The 19,500-nt window shown below is 64.7% G+C and carries 13 protein-coding genes; 9 read left to right on the forward strand and 4 right to left on the reverse strand.

Annotation, left to right across the window (positions count from 1 at the left end):
• The gene (locus tag N4264_RS13430; RefSeq protein WP_261697547.1) at positions 1-1,116 is read right to left on the reverse strand and encodes a hypothetical protein; all 1,116 of its coding nucleotides are present in this window, start codon (positions 1,114-1,116) and stop codon (positions 1-3) included.
• Positions 1,117-1,926: 810 nt separating this feature from the next.
• Here N4264_RS13430 and N4264_RS13435 point away from each other — a divergent pair.
• The 3 genes from N4264_RS13435 (at position 1,927) to N4264_RS13445 (ending at position 8,607) form a co-directional block, all read left to right on the forward strand.
• Positions 1,927-2,652 (forward strand): hypothetical protein, encoded by a 726-nt coding sequence (locus N4264_RS13435; protein ID WP_261697548.1) that lies wholly within the window; start codon positions 1,927-1,929, stop codon positions 2,650-2,652.
• 5 nt (positions 2,653-2,657) lie between these two features.
• Complete coding sequence (locus N4264_RS13440; RefSeq protein WP_261697549.1) at positions 2,658-7,148, forward strand: calcium-binding protein; 4,491 nt, start codon at positions 2,658-2,660, stop codon at positions 7,146-7,148.
• Between the two features lie 181 nt (positions 7,149-7,329).
• The gene (locus N4264_RS13445) at positions 7,330-8,607 is read left to right on the forward strand and encodes a family 8 glycosyl hydrolase (RefSeq protein ID WP_261697550.1); all 1,278 of its coding nucleotides are present in this window, start codon (positions 7,330-7,332) and stop codon (positions 8,605-8,607) included.
• 3 nt (positions 8,608-8,610) lie between these two features.
• On the opposite strand, the gene N4264_RS13450 is transcribed toward N4264_RS13445, so the two are convergent.
• Positions 8,611-9,570 carry a crotonase/enoyl-CoA hydratase family protein gene (locus tag N4264_RS13450; protein WP_261692770.1) on the reverse strand — a complete coding sequence of 320 codons (960 nt, stop codon included), beginning with the start codon at positions 9,568-9,570 and terminating at the stop codon, positions 8,611-8,613.
• Positions 9,571-9,617: 47 nt separating this feature from the next.
• Between N4264_RS13450 and N4264_RS13455 the strand changes: the two genes are divergently transcribed.
• The 5 genes from N4264_RS13455 (at position 9,618) to N4264_RS13475 (ending at position 16,571) form a co-directional block, all read left to right on the forward strand.
• Positions 9,618-12,662: a hypothetical protein gene (locus N4264_RS13455; RefSeq protein ID WP_261692771.1), complete on the forward strand. Its 3,045-nt coding sequence runs from the start codon at positions 9,618-9,620 to the stop codon at positions 12,660-12,662.
• Between the two features lie 452 nt (positions 12,663-13,114).
• Positions 13,115-13,624 (forward strand): ester cyclase, encoded by a 510-nt coding sequence (locus N4264_RS13460; protein ID WP_261692772.1) that lies wholly within the window; start codon positions 13,115-13,117, stop codon positions 13,622-13,624.
• 140 nt (positions 13,625-13,764) lie between these two features.
• Positions 13,765-14,847 carry a sensor histidine kinase gene (locus tag N4264_RS13465; RefSeq protein ID WP_261692773.1) on the forward strand — a complete coding sequence of 361 codons (1,083 nt, stop codon included), beginning with the start codon at positions 13,765-13,767 and terminating at the stop codon, positions 14,845-14,847.
• The gene (locus N4264_RS13470) at positions 14,844-15,602 is read left to right on the forward strand and encodes a LytR/AlgR family response regulator transcription factor (protein WP_261692774.1); all 759 of its coding nucleotides are present in this window, start codon (positions 14,844-14,846) and stop codon (positions 15,600-15,602) included. The genes N4264_RS13465 and N4264_RS13470 overlap by 4 nt, the downstream gene beginning before the upstream one ends.
• Positions 15,603-15,728: 126 nt before the next feature.
• Positions 15,729-16,571 carry a class I SAM-dependent methyltransferase gene (locus tag N4264_RS13475; RefSeq protein WP_261692775.1) on the forward strand — a complete coding sequence of 281 codons (843 nt, stop codon included), beginning with the start codon at positions 15,729-15,731 and terminating at the stop codon, positions 16,569-16,571.
• 36 nt (positions 16,572-16,607) lie between these two features.
• Here the strand turns inward: N4264_RS13475 and N4264_RS13480 are convergent, their stop codons facing one another.
• Both N4264_RS13480 and N4264_RS13485 read right to left on the reverse strand, forming a co-directional pair.
• Complete coding sequence (locus N4264_RS13480; RefSeq protein WP_261692776.1) at positions 16,608-17,843, reverse strand: hypothetical protein; 1,236 nt, start codon at positions 17,841-17,843, stop codon at positions 16,608-16,610.
• Positions 17,840-18,469 (reverse strand): hypothetical protein, encoded by a 630-nt coding sequence (locus N4264_RS13485; RefSeq protein ID WP_261692777.1) that lies wholly within the window; start codon positions 18,467-18,469, stop codon positions 17,840-17,842. The genes N4264_RS13480 and N4264_RS13485 overlap by 4 nt, the downstream gene beginning before the upstream one ends.
• A gap of 83 nt (positions 18,470-18,552) precedes the next feature.
• On the opposite strand from N4264_RS13485, the gene N4264_RS13490 reads away from it, so the two are divergent.
• Positions 18,553-19,326, forward strand: a complete 774-nt coding sequence (locus N4264_RS13490; RefSeq protein WP_261692778.1) for a hypothetical protein — start codon at positions 18,553-18,555, stop codon at positions 19,324-19,326.
• Positions 19,327-19,500: the final 174 nt, after the last annotated feature.

A 19,500-nucleotide genomic window follows, 5' to 3' on the forward strand; every position in this document is an offset into this window, starting at 1 on the left:
TCAGCGCGCGATATCGATTTCCAGCGAACGGCTGTCGTCCGATGCCGAGGAAACGCTTCTGAACTGGCTCAGCGACGCGACGTCGTCAATCGTCCGGTTGATGGACGAGAGCCGACCGCCGTCGCGCAATGACACGTACGCCTGGCGCCTTACTGTGTCTACCGCAAGCAGATCCGGCTGGCTGTCACCGTTGATGTCGAGTTCGGCGACCTCCATGCCCGTGGCGGCGAGATCCAGGCCCAGGCGGGCTGCGTCCTTCGCCGTCCGTGACGATACGGGCGCCATCTTGCCGCGCAGGTCTACCGTCACGAAAACGACGGCGAAACCGGTTCCGCCTGGCCCGAAGCATGTGATCCGTTCTGATGCGGAAATGGCAAAGTACCGCGAGTAGGTTCCCGAAGTCGGTCCGAGGCTGCAGCTGGTCGCATTCGTGGACCACCAATGGATCCAGCTGGTGCCCGGTGCCGTCATATATGTCGGATTGGCCGAGGCATGGACCATCGGCTGCGGCGGCAAGGGGGGTGTCACCGTCACGTTCGCGGTCACGGTCGTCGATGGCGCTCCGGCGCGCGTACACGTGATGGTGACCGATCCGCTGGCTGTCGGTGCCAAGGTGACGTTCCCCGACGGGCCGCTGATCGAGGCCAGTCCGGTGCTGGTGCACTGCGTGGCGTACTGCGTCGACCACGTCAGCGTCGTGCTTTGCCCCTTCGGTATTGAAGCAGGACTGAACCGCGCCGACACCTGCGGTGGCGTGGACGCCGGAATCACGGTCAGCGTGGCAGTGGCCGAGTTGCCGGCATCCGGCATGTCGATCGCACATTCCATCTCGGCGGTGAGACTGGCCGTCGGCCGCAGCACGCGCGATCCGCCGGGTGCTTCCTGCCCGAGGCCGGGCACGCCCCAGAACCGGCAGTATTCGGCGCCACGGCCCTGCCAGGTCACGGTCGTTGCTTCTCCGGCGAGAATGGTGCTGGGGTTGAAGCGCACCCAGACCTCGGGTGAACGAACAATGGGCGCGGGGTCGGGCAGGCGGGCTGTGTCAGCGGCGAGCGCTGCGGGCAGGAAGGCAGCAAGGCCAGGTGCCAGCCATGAAACCACGGCAAGGGGATTCATCGGGAGATCCTTCGGTGGGAACGGGGAGATCCAGCCGGTCAGTGGCCGGCTGCCCTAGAATTGATACGTGTGAATTTTTCCGATAGCGGAAAAAGTAGTCTGTCGCGACGATTTACGCGATATTCCGACAGCCCATGTGCGTTGCGATCCCGAACGGGTGCAGCCGACGAGGCCGGGTGACGTGCCAGGAACGCGATACGGACAGTCCCGATGACCACCGACCCCGTCGGCGACCTGGCATTCCGGCAGGAATGCAAGCCACCGTGGCGTTGCGGCACACGATGTTGTATCGGCGGCGCTTCGGGTCTGGGCAATATGCGTACCACCGCACCCCGAATTTCGGGCGTCCCGCCAGTCGCCCCGCGACCGGCACAAGTAGCGGAACTCCCACGTCGCGCATCCCGCCCGCGCGCGGCCGTTTGCTGCCTGTCCGTTTCGAAAGGGGCCTTTCCGATTCCGGCCGGAGTCCTTGTGCTATCGGTTCCGTACCGTATTGAACCGGGCTTCTGACGCACGGGCGCTGCGGCATCGGAATGCCCATGGAACTGCCGATGATCATCGACGACTCCCAAATCCGTTATCCGCTGTCACCGGGACGACGCGCCCTTGGATGACAGAGGACTGAAGTCGCAATAGTTGCTCCATCCAGGGGCCTGCAGCTGTTCCGGCCAGCCGGAAAAGCACTGTTCGTGGGTGTCCCGGCTGGCGCTGCGGTGATCCGCTTTCAGCGGACCGTGCTGGCGGGTAAGGTGTCGAGCTCGTATCCGCTTCGTCAGGGTTTCCATGAACGTTCGAAATGTGGGCATTGCCGTGGCGCTGCTGTTCGGGGGCTTGGTCCTGCTGCAGTACCTGAGCAAGCCCCGGGCGGCGTCGCCGCCCGAAAATCCGTCGCGCGGCGTTGCCATCGCCGACTGCGCCGGCCGACACCAGGACTTCCGGGCCTACGCAGCGGTGCGCCTCGGGCCGTTCCCGGTGGAGTATCCCTGCGCCAATCAGCGAGGTGGACTGAACCGGCTGCCGGATGGGGCCTTTGGCGGGTTGAGCCTGGACCTGGAATACAACCGGGAGTCCGGCGTGGCGCTGCTGTCGCAGGCGGCCGTCACGAAGAGTGAGGTTGTGCCGGGAACACTTCTGCAGGGCGCGGTGTTTCTCGCCTCGGCCAGTGACGGACTTCCGCTACGTCCGTCCCGGAATCCGTCGCGCGTGCACTACGCCGTGGAACGCATGGCTGTTGTCGAAACGCATGACGGTGCGCTGGAGATCCAGCTGACCGAACCGCACAAGCGCGAGCCGACGGCAGTGATCCGCTGCGCCAGTTACCTGTCGGGGCCGGGAGCGGATCTGCTGGTTTCCGCAGTGAAAGGAGAATCCGATGCACAGGGAGTGATTTGCGCGATCCGGATGGTGTTTCGGGATGAAGCACTGTTCATGAGTTTCGATCTGGCCGGTGCCGAGCACTTCCTGAAAGCGCTGCCGGGATCGTTCGACTCACTGTTGGCGTTTCTTGAGAGATATCACTTTTACAAAAAGGAATAGCGTAAGTGCCCTATGATTTTCCGCCGGTGGAGCAAGCAGCGATCACCGCGCACTATGAGAATGGTCCGACTCTCGTCAATCTGTGTCCCCCGCCCGAGCGGCCGTGCAACTTCGGGGACATGTACGCCTACATTGCACAGCGCCTTGAGCTTCCCGCGGCCACTGATGCAGGCGTCAGGAATTCGCTGGCCTGGTTTCGCACGGCGACCGACACGACACGCGGCGAAGGTCTCTACTCGACACTGATCCGCTCCTATACGCGGCGTCAGGGACAGCTCCACAACGTTGTCATGCATGACGGTACCGGGCCCTTCGGTGTTCAGGAGTCGTCGAATGCGGTGGCCCGGAACGTTTACAAAGGGCTCCGCGAAGGGACGCCGCTGACGGCCTACAGCCCGGCGACGCGCCCCTGGGAAGCGCCCGGCATTCCCGTTATCGCAGAGGCGGATGCTACCGCCATTGGCCGAACCCTCTTCGAAGTACCGCTGGGACCCAGCGATACGGCCGTATCACGCAACGCAGCCTGGACAGGCGCGCCCATGTTCACGCTGCTGGGATCGGACCAGACCTGGCGCCTGATCTCCTCCACGCCGAAAGACACCACCGCCAACACCCTCGACGACTACCGCAACCTGCTCTACGTCCAGAATGCCTATACCTATGCCGTGTCGGAAGCGGGCCAGGAGGTCGGTACGGCCCTGTGGCGGGGCGTGCTGAACCCCTGGTCGACCGAAAGCAAGGTCGCGTGCAAGGACGCCGCGTTCGGCGTCATGGCCGGGTGCCTGACGAACACCCTCAAGGGCACCGTGGTGGAACCCTACATGGCGCAGCTCGACCAGTACGGCGTCTGCCGTTCGGTCGCCTTGCTCAATAGCGGCTACTACGGCCGGTTCGTTGGCGGACAATCCGAATACGCGCTGTGCGTTCGCCGCGCAAGGTCGTTCGTGCTCGCGCCGTTCTTTCCGCTCGATTCCGATCCGGGCTATGTCTCCGCGTTGTTCCGGAGCGTCGGCGGAGTGCCGGGACAGAACGTTCAGGTCCGCTACGAGTCGCCGTCGAATCTTGGCGCCATCGCCACGCTGAATCTGGCCGAGCGGGATGAAGCACGGCAGGCGCTCGAGGGCCTGAGTCCGTTCTTCGTGCGCGGTGGCGTGTCACCCGCGCCATCGGATGGACTCGCCGAGCTGGGCGAGCAGTATCTCCAGGACCGCGCGGAAATGTTGAAAGCGCGCCTGGCATTCGACGCCGCGCGCAAGCACTACGGCGAAGTGGAACTGGAGAACGCGGACGTCTTCGGCCGCACCCACTACGTGGATCGTCGCGACAACATCGAGATGCGGATCCGAAATGGCTCCGCCAGCACGTTGACGCGCGAGGTCCTGTACGGAAGCCGGGGTGCTGACGCGTTCCAGGGCGGCAATCACGACGACGCGCTGTACGGCCGCGACGGCAACGATCAGCTCGACGGTGGCGCCGGCAGCGACTTGCTCGACGGCGGCAGCGGCAACGACACCTACATCGTCGGTGCCGGTCACGACATTATCGTCGACACCGACGGTACGGGCAGCGTCCGCTACAACGGCGTGACGCTGTCGAACACCAGCCGCATTGCCCACGGCGTCTGGGCAAGTAGCGATGGTCGCTTCCGGTTTTCCAAGGTGGATCGCGACGGTCGGACGAATCTGGTCATCACCGATTCGACCGCCGCCGGCAGCGTCGAAATCGAAAACTGGATTTCCGGATCGCTGGGTATCACGTTGGGGAACGAGAACGACGCCACGCCACCGGCGACACTCAGTGCGCCCGACAGCACTACCTTCGCTATGCGTCGCGACCTGTACGAGTTCGGTTCGCCCGGCGCTGACCTGATTCGCAGTGGTCCCGAATATGACTACGTCGGTGCATCCCTGGGTGCCGACATCGTCTACGGAGGGGCGGGCAATGATCGCCTCATGGGCGGCACCGATGCGAACGCGTACTACGGCGAGGAGGATCACGACTACATCCGGACCGGCCCGGCTGTCGCCACCGCCGCCGTGGCAGCCGCGGACACGGATCGCATCGAGGGCGGAGAGCAGTCTGACAACCTCTTCGGCGGTGTCGGCAATGACATCGTGTATGCCGGCAAGGCCACCGACGATATCAACCTCGGTGGTACCAATGCGCAGGGTGACTGGATACTGGGCGGAAAGGGCGATGACCAGGTTTTCGGCTCCCGCGAGCTGGACTTCGTCAACGGCGGCGGCGGACGGGATATCGCCTTCGGTGGTGCCGGCGATGATGTGTTGCTCGGTGATGGTGACAACGACTTTTTCCTGAACACCACGTCCATCCCCTTCACGAACGCGGACATCGGCAAGGCTGCACGACACACCTGGGTCAACAATAGCTGGCAGACGCGCACAGCATCGATGCTCGGGCCGGGCGAGGCCATTTCGGTTCCCCTGACACCGGACCGTCACTTCGAATGGTCCATCACGCGCACGGGCGATGCGTTCACCTTCACGCCGGCGGTTTCCCACGGCACGCTGGTGCGGGTTGACACGGAAGGCGCGTCGGATGAGCTCCACGGTGGTCCTGGCAGTGACTGGATGGCGGGACAGGCCGGCGATGACACGCTGTTCGGCGAGGACGGTGATGACCGGCTCTTCGGCGATGACCCGGTCGCACTGCCGGCAGGCAGCCTGCCGGGCAAGGACGTCCTGCGTGGCAGTAACGGCAATGACCGGCTGTTCGGCAACGAGAGCGACGATGCGCTCTACGGCGACGATGGCGACGACGTCCTGTACGGCGACGATGACGCGGACACGGTCGGCGGCCAGGATCGCCTGTTTGGCGGCCGTGGCAACGACAAATTGTTCGGAGGCCGAGGCGCCGACGTCCTGTTCGGCAATGACGGTGACGACAATCCCCTGGTGGGCGAAGCCGGTGACGATGAAATCTACGGTGACGCGGGCAATGACGTCCTCGTGGGCGATGGCGGCAGCGGAACGGCCGGCAACGATCGTCTCCATGGGGGCGACGGCAATGATCAGCTGATGGGTGAAAACGGCAACGATCACCTCTCCGGCGGTGCGGGTGCGGACCAGCTCAGCGGTGACGCGGGCGACGACACCCTGGTGGGCGGCATCGGCGCCGACACGCTCACGGGTGGGGCCGGCAATGATCGCTACCAGTTCGGGTACGGTGACGACAGCGGTCCCGGCGAGACCGTGATCACCGACAGCAGCGGCATGAACCGCATTGCCTTCGAGGCAGGCGTGTTTCCGCAACAGGTACGTCTGCAAGTGTCAGGGGGTGACCTGGTCGTGCTCTACGGCGATTCCGACCGCATTCGTGTGGCGGGAGGCGCTGCGGGTGGTGTCATCGGGACCTATGAATTTGGTGACGGACGCGTTCTGACGCATGCCGAGCTGATGAACCTCGTGGCTGGGACGAAAGATGGCTCGATGAAGGCAATGGCACCGACCGACTTCGGCGACTTGATCGAAGGCGGCGCCAACGCGGACATGCTGAGCCTGCTGGGCGGTCATGACGTGGGCTACGGCGCAGGCGGCAACGACACCATCGACGGGGGCCCGGGTGACGACGTGCTGGATGGCGGCGACGGCAACGACCAGGTCCGCGGCAACACCGGCAGCGATAGGCTCTATGGTGGTCGGGGCGTGGACACGCTGGAAGGTGCTGCCGGCGACGATGACCTGTTCGGTGGTGCAGGTGACGACAACCAGAACGGAGGACCTGGCAATGACGACCTGGTCGGCGGGCAGGGCAACGACCAGTTGTTTGGCGACGAAGGCGATGACCTCCTCCACGGTGGACCGGGTGCTGATCTGCTGCAGGGCGGCAACGGCTCGGACGTCTACACCTTCCGCTACGGCGACGATCCGGGCGCTTCCGCGTCACCGGGAACGCTGATCGATGACGCCGCATCGTCCATTTCCAACACGATCCGTTTCGAAGAAGGTATCCGTGTGGAAGATGTTCACCTGCAGATGGGCAGCGACACGAATGGCACGCTGACCGTCTCCTACGCGGCCCCGGGAGGTGCGCCGGGCGTGTTCCGCGTCAAGTGCGGCGTCGGCGGCGTGGTGATCAACCGGTTCGAGTTCGGCAGCCATTCCTCGTTCACGTTCAGCCAGATGCTGGCCCGCGAGAACCTGGGCAACCCTGTCCAGGTGGCGGGCTGCCCGGCACCGCATACGCCCGGCGCTGTCGCGTTGCTGCGAACGGCCACCCATGGCGAATGCGGATCCCATGCGGAGTGGCAGGCGCCGATGCAGGGATCGACAAGCTTCTATGCCGTGAATCTCAGCTGCACAGGCCCGGGCGGGCCGCTGGCCCGGCGTATCACCACGACCGACACCCAGTTCTATTCGGCATACCCGTGCATGCGTGCCGGCGATGTGGACATCAGCGTGAGCGCCTGTGTCACCGACCAGTCGTGTGGTCCGGCCAGCACGACGCGGATCTGGGACAACCCGCAATGTAACTGATGGAGCGGCGAGGACGGCCCTTGCACCGGGTCGTCCTCGCCGACGTTTGACGTGACGGGAGGACGCCGGCTCTCTGGCGTTCCTCCGGCGATCCGGACGTTCGCATCACCGAGCTATGACGCCGTTCGGAGTCCAGCCCGGCTTCCCATGGCACGATGCGTCGCGCCAAAGGAGCCCGCCCATGCGATTTGCCTGCGTCCTCGCTGCTACCGTCATCGCGGGATCCGCTATCGCGGCTCCGCAATTTCCCTTTCCGCACCACGCCGCGTATGCCCGCGGCACGCTCAAGCCCAACCATCGCACGCAGGTCCAGCTCGACCAGGACGTGCGCGACTTCTACGCGTGGTGGAAATCGCAATACCTCGTGCAGGATGGCACTGAACCGGACGGCCAGCCGCGCTATCGTATCCGCGCCAACACCGACGGCAACGGCAATACGGTGTCCGAGGCGCAGGGCTACGGCATCACCATCGTGTCGTTGATGGCCGGTGAAGATCCGGCGGCGCAGACCATCGTCGATGGACTGTGGGAGTACTTCAATGACCATCGCAGCGGCATTGACCCGCGGCTGATGACCTGGAACGTGACGGCCGGCGGCCAGGCGCAGTACGGTAACAACAGTGCCTACGACGGCGATGCGGACCTGGCCCTGGGCCTGTTGATCGCGTCGGCGCAGTGGGGCAACAACGGCCGTATCGACTATCGCGCGAAAGCGCTGGATATCGCAGCCGGACAGGCCGCCTCGGTGACCGGGCCGGTTTCGCGCCTGCCGATGCTGGGCGACTGGGTGGCGCCGGACGGCAGCCAGTACAACCAGTGGACGGTCCGTCCGTCCGACTTCATGCCGGCGCATTTTCTCAATTTCCAGAGTTTCGCCAGTAACGGCGTCGTCTGGGCCCAGGTCATCGCAGCGACCGGTGCGGCCATCGAGCACCTGCAGACATACGCCCCGACGTCGCACCTGGTGCCGGATTTCGCGATCCGCGAAAGCGCCGGCAGCAGTACGCTCAAGCCGGCCAATCCGGGATTTCTCGAGGGGCCCCACGACGGCGACTACAACTACAACGCCGGTCGCGTGCCCTGGCGGCTTGCCACGCATGCCCTGCTGCACGGCGATGGCCGCGCCGCTGTCCAGGCCTATCGGATGTCGAGCTGGATTCAAACCGCGACCGGCGGCAACGCCAGTCTGATCCGGCCGGGCTACACGCTCGCGGGAACGCCGATCACCACGAGCTATTTCACGAGCTTCTTCGCCGCACCGTTTGGCACGGCGGCCATGGTGGGCACCGGCCAGCAAGCCTGGCTCAACGCCGTCTACGACAGCGTACGCTCCCGCCATGAAGGGTATTACGAGGACAGCGTCAACCTGCTATGCCTGTTGCTGATGAGCGGCAGCTACTGGGATCCGGTCAGCGTCGACCGGATCTTCCAGGATGGCCTGCATCGCGTCGCACAGTAGCGGTCAGTCGTACTCGCGCGGCGCGAACGGCGTTTCGGGATCGGTCGCCCGCTTTCGCGCCACGGCGGCGTTGCGCCCGCGCAGCAGCCGTAGTTGCCACAGTTTTTCCAGCCGCAGCGCACGACGAGGCTGGTGTTGCATGGCGTCCAGCACGCGCTTGGCGGCGAGTACGGCATCGGGCGACCGCTGGGCGATTTCCTGTGCCAGCGCCATCGCTGCGGCGAGCGGGTCTGGCGTCACGTGCGTGACCAGGCCGAGCGGCTGCGCTTCGTCACCGCGCACGATGCGGGCCGTATACGTCAGTTCCCTGGCGACATCGGCATGCACTACTCCCCGCAGGCTGCGTGTAAGGCCCATGTCCGGAACCAGTCCCCAGCGCGATTCCATGATCGACAATTGGCAGTCGGGCGCGGCGAAGCGGATATCGGCGGCCAACGCCAGCTGCAGCCCCGCGCCGAAGCAATGCCCGTGCACGGCGGCGAGGACGGGAACCGGCATCTCCTGCCAGGTGAGAAAGGCCTGCTGGAAGAGGCTGCGTCCCGGCTTGATCAGCTGCCAGGCTGCCCAGAGCCGGTGGCGCGGTTCTGCCAGGTCGGAGAGGTCGATGCCGGACGAAAACGACTCGCCTGCACCGCACAGGATCACGGCGCGCAGCCGGTGATCGCGCCGGAGTTGACGGGCCGTCTCATCCAGCTCGCGCAGCAGCTGAAAACTGATGGCATTGCGCTTGTCTGGCCGGTTGAGCCGGACCAGTGCGATGGAATCGCGGTGTTCGACCAGGAGGATGCTCATCCGGAAGACCGTACCACAACTTTCCAACCCGGCAATGGCACTTCGCCACACGGCGCGTCCGCCGGCGACTGCACGGACGACGGTCCACGGCGGCTGCGAGTTCCAGGTGGAGAGCCGCAGGCCGGCTTCGTCGCGGATTGCCAAAATGGCGCAATTGGAAATTCCGTTCATTCGCGCTTTAATCGCGTCCGACTGCCGCCACCCGAAGGGGAGGGGATATGGCTCGCCTGTCGCTGCTGCCGCGCTGGATTTCCGCTGGTGTCCTTCTGTCGTGCCCGCTCCCGGTGGCGTCCGCGGGCCCCGCGCCGCTGCCGCCATTTCCGCCGGACCAGCCGGCGAGCTGGGTGTGCCCGCAATCACCGCCGGAGCCGTCGCCCGCGCAGGTGGCGGCCTGGTGCAAGAAGCACCGCGACCGCGGCAAGCCGGCTAAGTTGCCACTGGCGCCTGCCGAGGTCGTCAACCTGGAAGCCAAGAACGCCTATGACCTGCAACTGCGCACGTTCCTGCGCGAGCGGACCTATCGCAAGCTCGGCTGGATTGCCGATCGCGACTGGCGCCTGACCGGCCCGTATGCCGGCGACTTCGGTGATGGCAAGAGCTACGGTGTCCATCCCGCCGTCCGCGTGTGGTACTCGCCGGAAGTGGTCGACTGGATGTGTAGCGGCCGCACCGGTGCGATCGGCGAAGGAGCGATGATCGTCAAGGAAATGCGCTCGATCGATCCGAAAGCCCTTGGCATCGATCCGGACGCGCCCTGTATGGTGCCCAAGGCCAAGGCTTCCACCGTCGAGCCCAGTTCCTGGACGGTCATGGTGCGTTACCCGGGTGCGAGCCATGACGGCTGGTACTGGGCGAATCCCACCGGCAGCGGTGATGGCAATCCGCCGATCCTCACCGGAAGTGCCGTTACCTGGCCGTCCTTTTTCGGCCCCGATCCGGCGCATCCGGAGAACAACCCACGGTGGTATCCCACCGGTGATCTTTTCCAGGACCCGACCCAGCCCAACGCCAAGCTGGCCGATATTGTCACGCCCTACAGCCAGTTCGGCGCCTACTGCATCATCTGCCACGCGTCCGCAGAGAAGGAACTGACGTACGCATCGCTGGACAATGTCCTGACCTCGGGCATCCTGTACCGGCATTTCGCGCTCCCGGGGGCCAAGCCCGCGTTCGACGACCTCGCCGGCGCATCGCACAAGGATCCCGCCAACGACGACAGTGAACGCGCGGCACTGGCGACGGCGCAGGCCGGCAGCTGGAAATTCACGACGGCGCTTTCCCGGCCGGCACCGGGATTTGCGCAGGCCTTCGGTACGCTCGGGCCATCCACGTTCGCCGACGCGTTCGCGTTCCATCTTCCCGGCGAAACCTTTGATCATCGCATCGCTGCCGCAAAAGGCCCGGCCCTGTTCCTGACCTCGGACCAATGCATCGGCTGCCACGACGCAACGGTTTCCAACGACGCAACGCCGAACATGCTGGTGACCGATCCGGATACCGGCAATGCCATCAATGTCTCGATGTATGGTGAATGGCGCGCCTCGCCGATGGGGTTGGCCGGGCGTGATCCGATCTTCTTCGCTCAGCTGCAAAGCGAGACGAACAATCTCAGTGCGATGACCGAGTGCATCGAAAACACCTGCCTGCATTGCCACGGTGCGATGGGCCAACGCCAGCTCGCGCTGGACACAGCCTCTCCGAACGCGCGCTGCAGGAATCTCTTCGCGATTCCGCCGCCACCCGGCGTTCCGTTCGGAGAACCCTTCCGGCTTTCCATGGTGACCCAGTACCAGGATTCCCAGCCGCATGCGACCTACGGCAATCTCGCACGCGACGGCATTTCCTGCGCGGTCTGCCATCACATCGACAAGGAGGCGCTCGGCACACAGCCGAGCTTCACGGGCAATTGGGTCGCGGGACCGGCGGACCGGATTTTCGGTCCCTTCGACACTGTCATTCCCAAGCCGATGGAGCACGCGCTGGGACTGACACCGCAGAAAGGTGACCAGATCACGGGCTCCGATCTGTGCGGCAGCTGCCACAACATCCTGCTGCCGGTGTTCAACAATGACGGAACACCGCGTCGCGTTCGCGCACCCGGTGGTGCCTTCGTGACGGCGACCTACGAGCAGACGACCCACCTGGAATGGCGCAACAGTGATTTCGCGCGCGGCGAGACGTTCCGCTCCTGCCAGGATTGCCACATGCCGACGCACTACAAGTCGCTCAATCTCGACGGAACACGGATCGCGAACATCGAATCGGCTGATTTCGCGCCGACCACGCATCGCCTTCCCGACAAGGACATCACGCTGCAGCCGCGTGCATACCGCCGTCACGCGCTGCATGGGCTCAATCTCTTCCTCAACGAGATGTTCCAGCAGTTTCCGCTGCTACTGGGCGTGCGCCAGATCGACTACATGGGCGCGACGACCACGCAGCCGGGGCTGATCACGGCGTCCGAGTCGATGACGCGCATGGCGAACCATGAGACGGCCGAGGTGACGATCCGCGATGTGGCGTTCGACGCCCGCCGCGGCAAGCTGGATGCCAGAGTGCACGTCGTCAACAAGACGGGCCACTACCTGCCTTCCGGCGTGGGATTCCGCCGTGTGTTCCTGGAATTCCTGGTGCAGGATGCCGCTGGCAACGTTCTGTGGGCGTCCGGCCGTACCAATACGCTGGGCCAGATCCTGGACGGCACGACGGATACACCCCTGGCTACTGAACGCGGAACGGACCAGACACGGTTCCAGCCCCACTACGAGCGCATCACGCGCGGCGACCAGGTGCAGATCTACCAGGAGCTGATCAAGGATTCGGCCGGCGAACTGACGACCTCGTTCCTGCGCCGCGTGCACCCGGTGAAGGACAACCGGCTGCGTCCGAAGGGGTTTGATCCGAAGGTGTTCCTGCGCGATCCGTCGCCCTACATCCAGATCCTTGGCGAAGTGGAAGGGGAGGCAAAGAACGATCCCCACTACACCGATCCGCGCCTGACCGGATCTGACGTTGTGCGCTACAGCATCAGCCTGTCGCGCGACCAGGCCGCGCGCGCGGCGAAAGTGACAGCGGTGCTGTACAGCCAGAGCATTCCGCCATCGTATCTGCAGCAACGCTTTGCCGATGCGAACGCCGGTGCCGCACAGAAGGACCAGATCCAGCGGCTCTACTACCTGACCAGCCACCTCAACACGGATGGCACCACGCCCATTGCAGACTGGAAGGTGAAGCTTGTCGGTGCGCAGGCGCAGATACGGTGACTGATCGCCGCGTCAATATGATAGGTGTGGAATAGTGGTGCGTGCACGCCACAATCGTTCTCTCGCACCGCGAAGCCAATCAGCAGACTGTACATCGCCACCTACCACGGCGACGCGAACGGCGCCGTCTGGGGCGGTCGCCCGGTGTTGTACCGCGTGACCAGGCAGGCCGATGATTTCGCACCGCCGATCACGTACTACACCTGCTCCGGCGTCTACTGAGAATCTGCGTGCCTTTACGCTCAGTCACGAAGTCGTCGTGGCTGAGCGAGGATCCCCGCTGACCAGGTGCCGAAGGATCGGCGTCGTGTGGCGCCCGGTCGCCGCCCTGGCCTGGATTCCACTCATCCCGGCCCTGCACCAACTGGTCCCACAACGCTCGGCGCGCGGAGTGACTGGCGCTAGCGTCACCGTCCGCGGCATCCGGTCCGCATAACCCGAATGGTGGAACCATGAGCAAGCGAAGTCTCTTGCTGGGCGCACTGTGTAGTGCGATCGCTCTTGTCCAGGCGCACACGCTGGTTGATGCAGCGCCTGCTGGCGCCGCAAGCGAGGTGGAACACAACACGCGCACGGCGCGCCGGGTCTACGAGGAGGGCCTGAACCAGGGACGCTTCGAGGTGCGCTACACCGACGACTTCATCGGTCATGGTGGCGCGGCAACGTTCACCCACGAACAGGGCATGGCGGAAGTGCGCGGCTGGCGCGCGGCCTTTCCCGATCTTGCCGTCAGCGTCGACCGTACCGTGGCCCAGGACGACCTCGTCGCCGTGCACTGGACGGCCCGCGGCACGAATACCGGCGATGGGAACGGCATCACCGCGACCGGCAAGCGGGTGCAGATCAGCGGCATTGCGATCTTCCGCTTCAAGGACGGCGCCATTGCCGAAGAATGGACGTCCGCCGATGCGCTGGGCCTGCGCAAGCAGCTGGGATTGCTTCCGACGTCAGCGAAACCGTAGTCCAGCCAGGCGCATTTTGCGGGGCGGCAACCCGGGAAATACCATGACGCAATCGCGCCATCATGGGATGTCGCCATCGCAGCGAGGTGGAAATGGCACAGGCTGACGCGACGGTTGCTGACAGCATCCGCGATGTGTCCATGCGTCGCAGACCTTGGCGGTATCCCGTCGCCGTCACGATGGCCACATGGACGCTGGTCGGCCTGATGCTGGCGACGCAGGCCTATCTCGCCGGCGTCATCCGCGGCGAGCCCGTGCCCTGGACGCGCCCATTGCTGGTCTGGATGCCCTGGGCCTATGGCTGGGCCGTCCTGACGCCCCTGGTGTGGCGCATGGCGGAATGGGTGCCGATAGTGCATCCGCGCCTCGCCCGCGCCCTGGCCATCCACGCCGCTGCTGCGGTTGTGGTCGTTACCCTCGACCTGGCACTGTTTGCCACGATGGCCCCCTGGCTGGGTGCCGTGAACACCACACCCAGCTGGGCCGGAACGTTCTCGAAGCTGTTCGGGACGACATTCCTGCTGCATCTGCCGGTTTACGTCCTGATCGTCGGCACCGCGCACGTCGCACGCGCCATGCGCCTGACACGCGATCGGGAACAACGCTCGCTGCGCCTGGAGACGCAGCTGGCCGATGCGCGTCTCGCCGCGTTGCGCGCGCAGCTGGAGCCGCATTTTCTGTTCAACGCGCTCAATACCATCGCCGTGCTCATGCGCGAGGACGTGGATGCGGCCGAGCGTGTACTGGTGCGCCTGAGCAGCCTGCTGCGTCGAACACTGGAAGCGTCCGATACGCGCGAGATTCCGCTACGCGACGAACTGGCATTTGTCGAAGCCTACCTGGCCGTGGAAAGCGCGCGATTCGACGACCGACTGTCGTATGCCATTGAGGTGGCGCCGGAATGGCAGCACGCCGCCGTGCCTTGCCTCATTCTTCAGCCGCTGGTGGAGAACGCCGTGCGGCATGGCCTGGCCGAACGAGGAGCGCCGTTGCACATCACCATCCAGGCGCATCGGCGCGACGATTCACTCGTCCTTCGTGTGAAGGACGACGGGGCCGGGATGGTCAAAGACGCCGCAGACGGTATCGGCCTGTCCAATACGCGATCGCGCCTGGCGTTGCTGTATGGGCCATGCCAATCGGTCTCGATCGACAGTGCTTCCGCGCGTGGCGTGACGGTGACGTTGACAATCCCCTGGCGGACAGCGGGAACCACGCCATGATCCGTACCCTCATCGTCGACGATGAACCCGTTGCGCGGCGCGGTATCCGCCAGCGCCTCAGCAGTGAGCCGGATATCACGATCGTCGGGGAGTGTGGCGACGGTGCGGACGCGATTGCGGCGATCGGAGAACTGACGCCCGATCTGGTCTTCCTGGACATACAGATGCCCGGACTGGATGGCTTCGCCGTGATCGAGGCGGTGGGTCTGCAGCGGATGCCGGCGGTGATCTTCGTCACCGCCTTCGACCAGCACGCCGTTCGCGCCTTCGACGTCCACGCCGTCGACTATGTGCTCAAGCCCGTTGACGGCGACCGGTTCCGCGCAGCGCTGGACCGCGCCCGCGCCACGCTCCGGGATACCGACGATCGACTCGCCGAACGCATCGCCGCTGCGCTGGCGGAACTGGGGCACAGGGCTTCGCCGCGCTGGACACGCCGTCTGGCGATCAAGTCCGAAGGACGGGTGACGCTGGTGGATATCCGCGATGTCGATCGCATGGAAACAGCAGGAAACTATGTCGAAGTCCACGCCGGCGGAGCCGTCCACCTGCTGCGCGAGACGATGACCAGCCTGGAAGCCCGGCTGGATCCGCAGCGCTTCGCGCGCGTCTCCCGCACGGCACTGGTGAACCTGGACAAGGTGCGCGAGGTGCAGGCGATGTTCAATGGCGACTTCGTGCTGGTCCTGCGGGATGGGTCGGAAGTGAGCGGAAGCCGGCGCTTTCGCACCGCCCTGGATGCTCTGCTGCGCTAGCCGACGCTTGCGCTCGCCGAAGGCGCCTGGATGCCGCTCCGGTCCATGACCACCGTAGTGCGTGGCGCTTGCAGAACCTGACACAATACGCCGCTTCGCCGGACTCGGCGCCCCGGAATGCCGTTCGTGTCGCACTACGCTGGCCCGCTGCTCACCCTGGACGTTGCCAACGCCTTCCTTTCTGCCCGCGACGCGGGCGCAGCCGGCTGGTCCGGTTCCTTCGACCTGGGCCGCTCCCGCGGTGAAGCGCTGTTGTCTGCCGATGCCTGGGAATGGCAGGGCGAACGCTATCCCTATCCGGGCAAACTCAAGGATCGCACGATCTACTACTGGGACGGTGCTTCGTTCGAATCCGTCTCGCGCTTCTCCGGCTCGCTGATCAAGCTCGTGCCCACGGAGTGGGGCGCCCCCACGTTCGAGATCGACGGCATCAAGATGTTACCCACGTCGAAGGAATCGCCCTACGACGATGCACGTCGCAAGGTCGCCTTGATCGAGCCGCGGGGAAAAGCCGTGCTTGACACCTGCGGAGGCCTTGGCTATTTCGCGGCGTGTTGCCTGGAAGCGGGTGTTGCGCGAATCCAGTCCTTCGAGAAGAACGCCGACGTGCTCTGGCTGCGCACGATCAATCCCTGGTCGCCGGATCCCTCGGCACCGGCCAGCGGCGGTCGCTTGCAGTTGACGCATTCAGACGTATCACAGGCGATCACGACCATTGCCGATGCATCGGTCGATGCCTTGCTGCACGATCCGCCGCGCTTTGGTATCGCCGGGGAGCTGTATTCGCAGGTGTTCTATGACCAGCTGGCGCGCGTGCTTCGCCGCGGCGGTCGCCTGTTTCACTACACCGGCAGTCCCAACAAGCTCACCAGCGGACGCGATGTGCCACGCGAAGTGGAGAAGCGTCTCGCCAAGGCCGGATTCAAGGCGCAACTGGCGCTCGACGGCGTACTGGCGGTACGCCGTTGAGCGTGGCAAACGCCAGGTATTCCCGATACTGCTGGTTCAGCGCCCCGAGATACCAAAGGCCCTGCCGACAAAAAGGCCGGCGATGAAGTGGTCGGTCGACGTCCAGCCCAGCCGCAGTCCGCCCGTATAGTTCTGCGCTTCATTGGCCAGAAGGAAAATGGGCAGGTCGACGGCCGACTTGTCCGATGCCAGGTCGTGCGACACCTTCAGGCTGACTGGCCGTCCCAGCGTGACCGTACGGAACTCGGCAAACAGCACGCGGCTGAGCACGTCCTTGGGCGGGCCGAAGCTGCCCTGCGTGCAGTCGTAGATCGCAGCATCCGATTGGGCGCACACCACGCGCGGATCGCGATCCTTGTAGCTGTGGACGAAGTCGAAGCCGCCGCCGACATAGTGCTCGCGGTTGCCGCTGACGCGTCCGACGGATCCACCCACTGACCAACCGATCTTGCTGTCCTTGCTTGCCGGCACCAACGGCCCGGCGAAATACGTGTGGCGCCTGTGGCCGACTTCGCCGCGAAGATTGAATGTGATGGAACGTTTCGACGCACCAAGCAGCGCCTTCCAGGCCTCCGGCAGGTCGGAATCGTTCACCGACGCCATCCGTTCGTTGACCGCGTCGACGGTACAGTCACTGAGCGAGACATCCCGATCCAACGTCTGGCATATCGTCCACAGATCGACCTGGATGACAGGCGTGGTCGAATAGGTCCAGTCACTACCGAGTGTCACGCCGCTGGCAAGGCCATTGAGTGTGGCGAACGACGCGGAGTTCTCTTTTGCATTGTCCACCGGCGCTGATGCCTTGATCGACCAGGCCTTCTCCGTGATCGTCGTGCCGTCATTGGTCGTGGTGCTCACCAGGGGAATCGCGATCGTGGCTGTCGTCTTGTCCGCAGATGCCTGGATCTCGACGGTGGTTCTGGAACGACGCGTGTCGCGGTCACTGGTGGCGATGCCGGCCGCACCGGCAAGCGGTGCCAGTCCGGCACGATCGGTCGGGTTGCCGAACTTGTCGTTAGTTGGCGCGGACACCGCCGCGGGCACAGTGGGTTCGCTCGTCAGTATCGTTGTGGAAACAGCATCCACGTCGACCGTTGCGGCTGATGGGGGCGGTGTCTGTGCGGTAGTGGCGGTGCATACGCGTTTCTGTAGTTCCTCCGCCACGATCTTGCGGATCTGCGCCTCGAGCGCTGCCGTATCGGCCTGTGCAGCCACCGGCGATACGAACAGGGTTGCCAGTGCGATCGCGGTACACCAGCGCGCCATCACGGCATTTCTCCCTTGGTCGGAATCTGCCAGTAACCGAGGTTGAATCCCAGGTCGCTGCTTATCGCCGTTTTCGCGTGAGCGTGCTTTGCAATCGGGTCATCCGCGGATCTTTGTTTGTCCGTTTTCGCCGACAGCTCGATGCTTGCCTTCTTTTCGCCGTAAAACTGGTATTTCACGGCGTAGACCTTTCCCTTCTTTGCCGCGAATGTCGCCTTGTTCTGGGAGAGCGTGAGCGGCGTCGCCGGGGGAAGCAACGCCCGGGTGGCGATATCGAACTGCTGCACGGTCAGCGCGATGGACGTAGCGCCTTTGATGTCCACGCTGATCGTGACAAGGCGATCTTCTCCGCCGGTGTCGGCGGCTGCGAAAGCCTGCGGAACGGGGCGCACGGAGCGTTTCCTGGGCGCGCGTTTCTGCGCAGTCTTGCGAACGGCCATGATCGCCTCCCCTTGGTGGATGCACGTCGGTCGCTGCCGGCAAGCGCGCCTGCGGGTGGCCCTTCGCCAGCGCGTCACCGCGGTCGTGTACATGCTGTCGCGAGGAAGCGCATCCTCGCATCGCTGGCGCGATGCCTCGTCCACAGCGGACCTGTGACCACGGGCCGGCACATCCGTGCCGTGGTTCAAGGTTTATCCCGGCGTGGCGGCCATCATCTTGCGTCCGGCACGTTTTGCCGGGACGATGCCAGGATCAACGAAGAGAGATTCCCATGACCACATCACGTGCGTGCATGCACCGTCAGGGGGCGGCGAGGGGCAGCTGGTCTCGCCACGCAGCCATCGCGACAGTCTTTGCGCTGGGTGCAACGGCAAGCTCCGCGTCAAACGCCCAGGACGAGCCAGCCAGATCCACCACGACCGTGTCTTCGGCATCGTTGGCAGGCGCACTCCACGACCAGGACGCAACGCCGGCTGACCTGTCTGCCGACGCGACCTACGTGCTGCCGGGCGCGCTGAACAAGGACATCTCTGTCGACATGCTGCGCCGCCGTTTCGGTGCACAGAACGTCACGGTGACCGATATCGACGGGGCAGAGGGCGAAGTCCTGCGCGGCGTCGTGTTGTTCGAGAACGATCCTCTGCGTCGCGCCGAGATCTTCCCGCAGCACGACAGCCCCGTGCGTGGCATTTCGTCTATCCGTGTGTCCGGCACCCGGTCGCGCTGGCGCCTCGACAACGGCGTGCACCTCGGGATGACGCTGGACGATCTCGTCAAGAAGAACGGCAAGCCTGTCAGTTTCAGTGGGCTCGACTGGGACTACGGCGGTGGCATCAGCGACTGGCACGGCGGCCGCCTGGCTCCGCGCGACGGTGACAACGTCTTCCGCGCGATCCTGCTTACCCATGGTGATGAGTTCGAAGCCGACAGCTTTCCGATCGGCGACAGCACGTTCCGCAGCGACGACAAGCGCTATCCGAAGCAGGGATCCATCCTCTTCGTCGGGGAGTTGATGGTGTCATTTCCCGGTGACGAAGGCGGCTGAGCGTTGCGGTCGTTGCGCGATGGCGATGAATGGAATGCGCGATCGCGTACTCTGGTTCACGTATGCCGGCCCCACGGCGCGGCGGCACTGACACGACAACTCGCAGGGACCTTCGCATGATCGGATGGGTATTCGCGACAGCAGCAACCGCGCTCATTGGTGCGGCCCCGGAAC

It is taken from the genome of Tahibacter amnicola (assembly GCF_025398735.1).
In the GTDB taxonomy this organism is placed as follows: Bacteria; Pseudomonadota; Gammaproteobacteria; order Xanthomonadales; family Rhodanobacteraceae; genus Tahibacter; species Tahibacter amnicola.

Excerpts from the sequence above, each read along its gene's own strand:
- N4264_RS13445 (WP_261697550.1), top strand. The coding sequence starts at position 7,330 with ATGCGATTTGCCTGCGTCCTCGCTGCTACCGTCATCGCGGGATCCGCT.
- N4264_RS13490 (WP_261692778.1), top strand. The coding sequence starts at position 18,553 with ATGACCACATCACGTGCGTGCATGCACCGTCAGGGGGCGGCGAGGGGC.
- N4264_RS13460 (WP_261692772.1), top strand. The coding sequence starts at position 13,115 with ATGAGCAAGCGAAGTCTCTTGCTGGGCGCACTGTGTAGTGCGATCGCT.
- N4264_RS13470 (WP_261692774.1), top strand. The coding sequence starts at position 14,844 with ATGATCCGTACCCTCATCGTCGACGATGAACCCGTTGCGCGGCGCGGT.
- N4264_RS13465 (WP_261692773.1), top strand. The coding sequence starts at position 13,765 with ATGCGTCGCAGACCTTGGCGGTATCCCGTCGCCGTCACGATGGCCACA.
- N4264_RS13455 (WP_261692771.1), top strand. The coding sequence starts at position 9,618 with ATGGCTCGCCTGTCGCTGCTGCCGCGCTGGATTTCCGCTGGTGTCCTT.
- N4264_RS13450 (WP_261692770.1), bottom strand. The coding sequence starts at position 9,570 with ATGAACGGAATTTCCAATTGCGCCATTTTGGCAATCCGCGACGAAGCC.
- N4264_RS13430 (WP_261697547.1), bottom strand. The coding sequence starts at position 1,116 with ATGAATCCCCTTGCCGTGGTTTCATGGCTGGCACCTGGCCTTGCTGCC.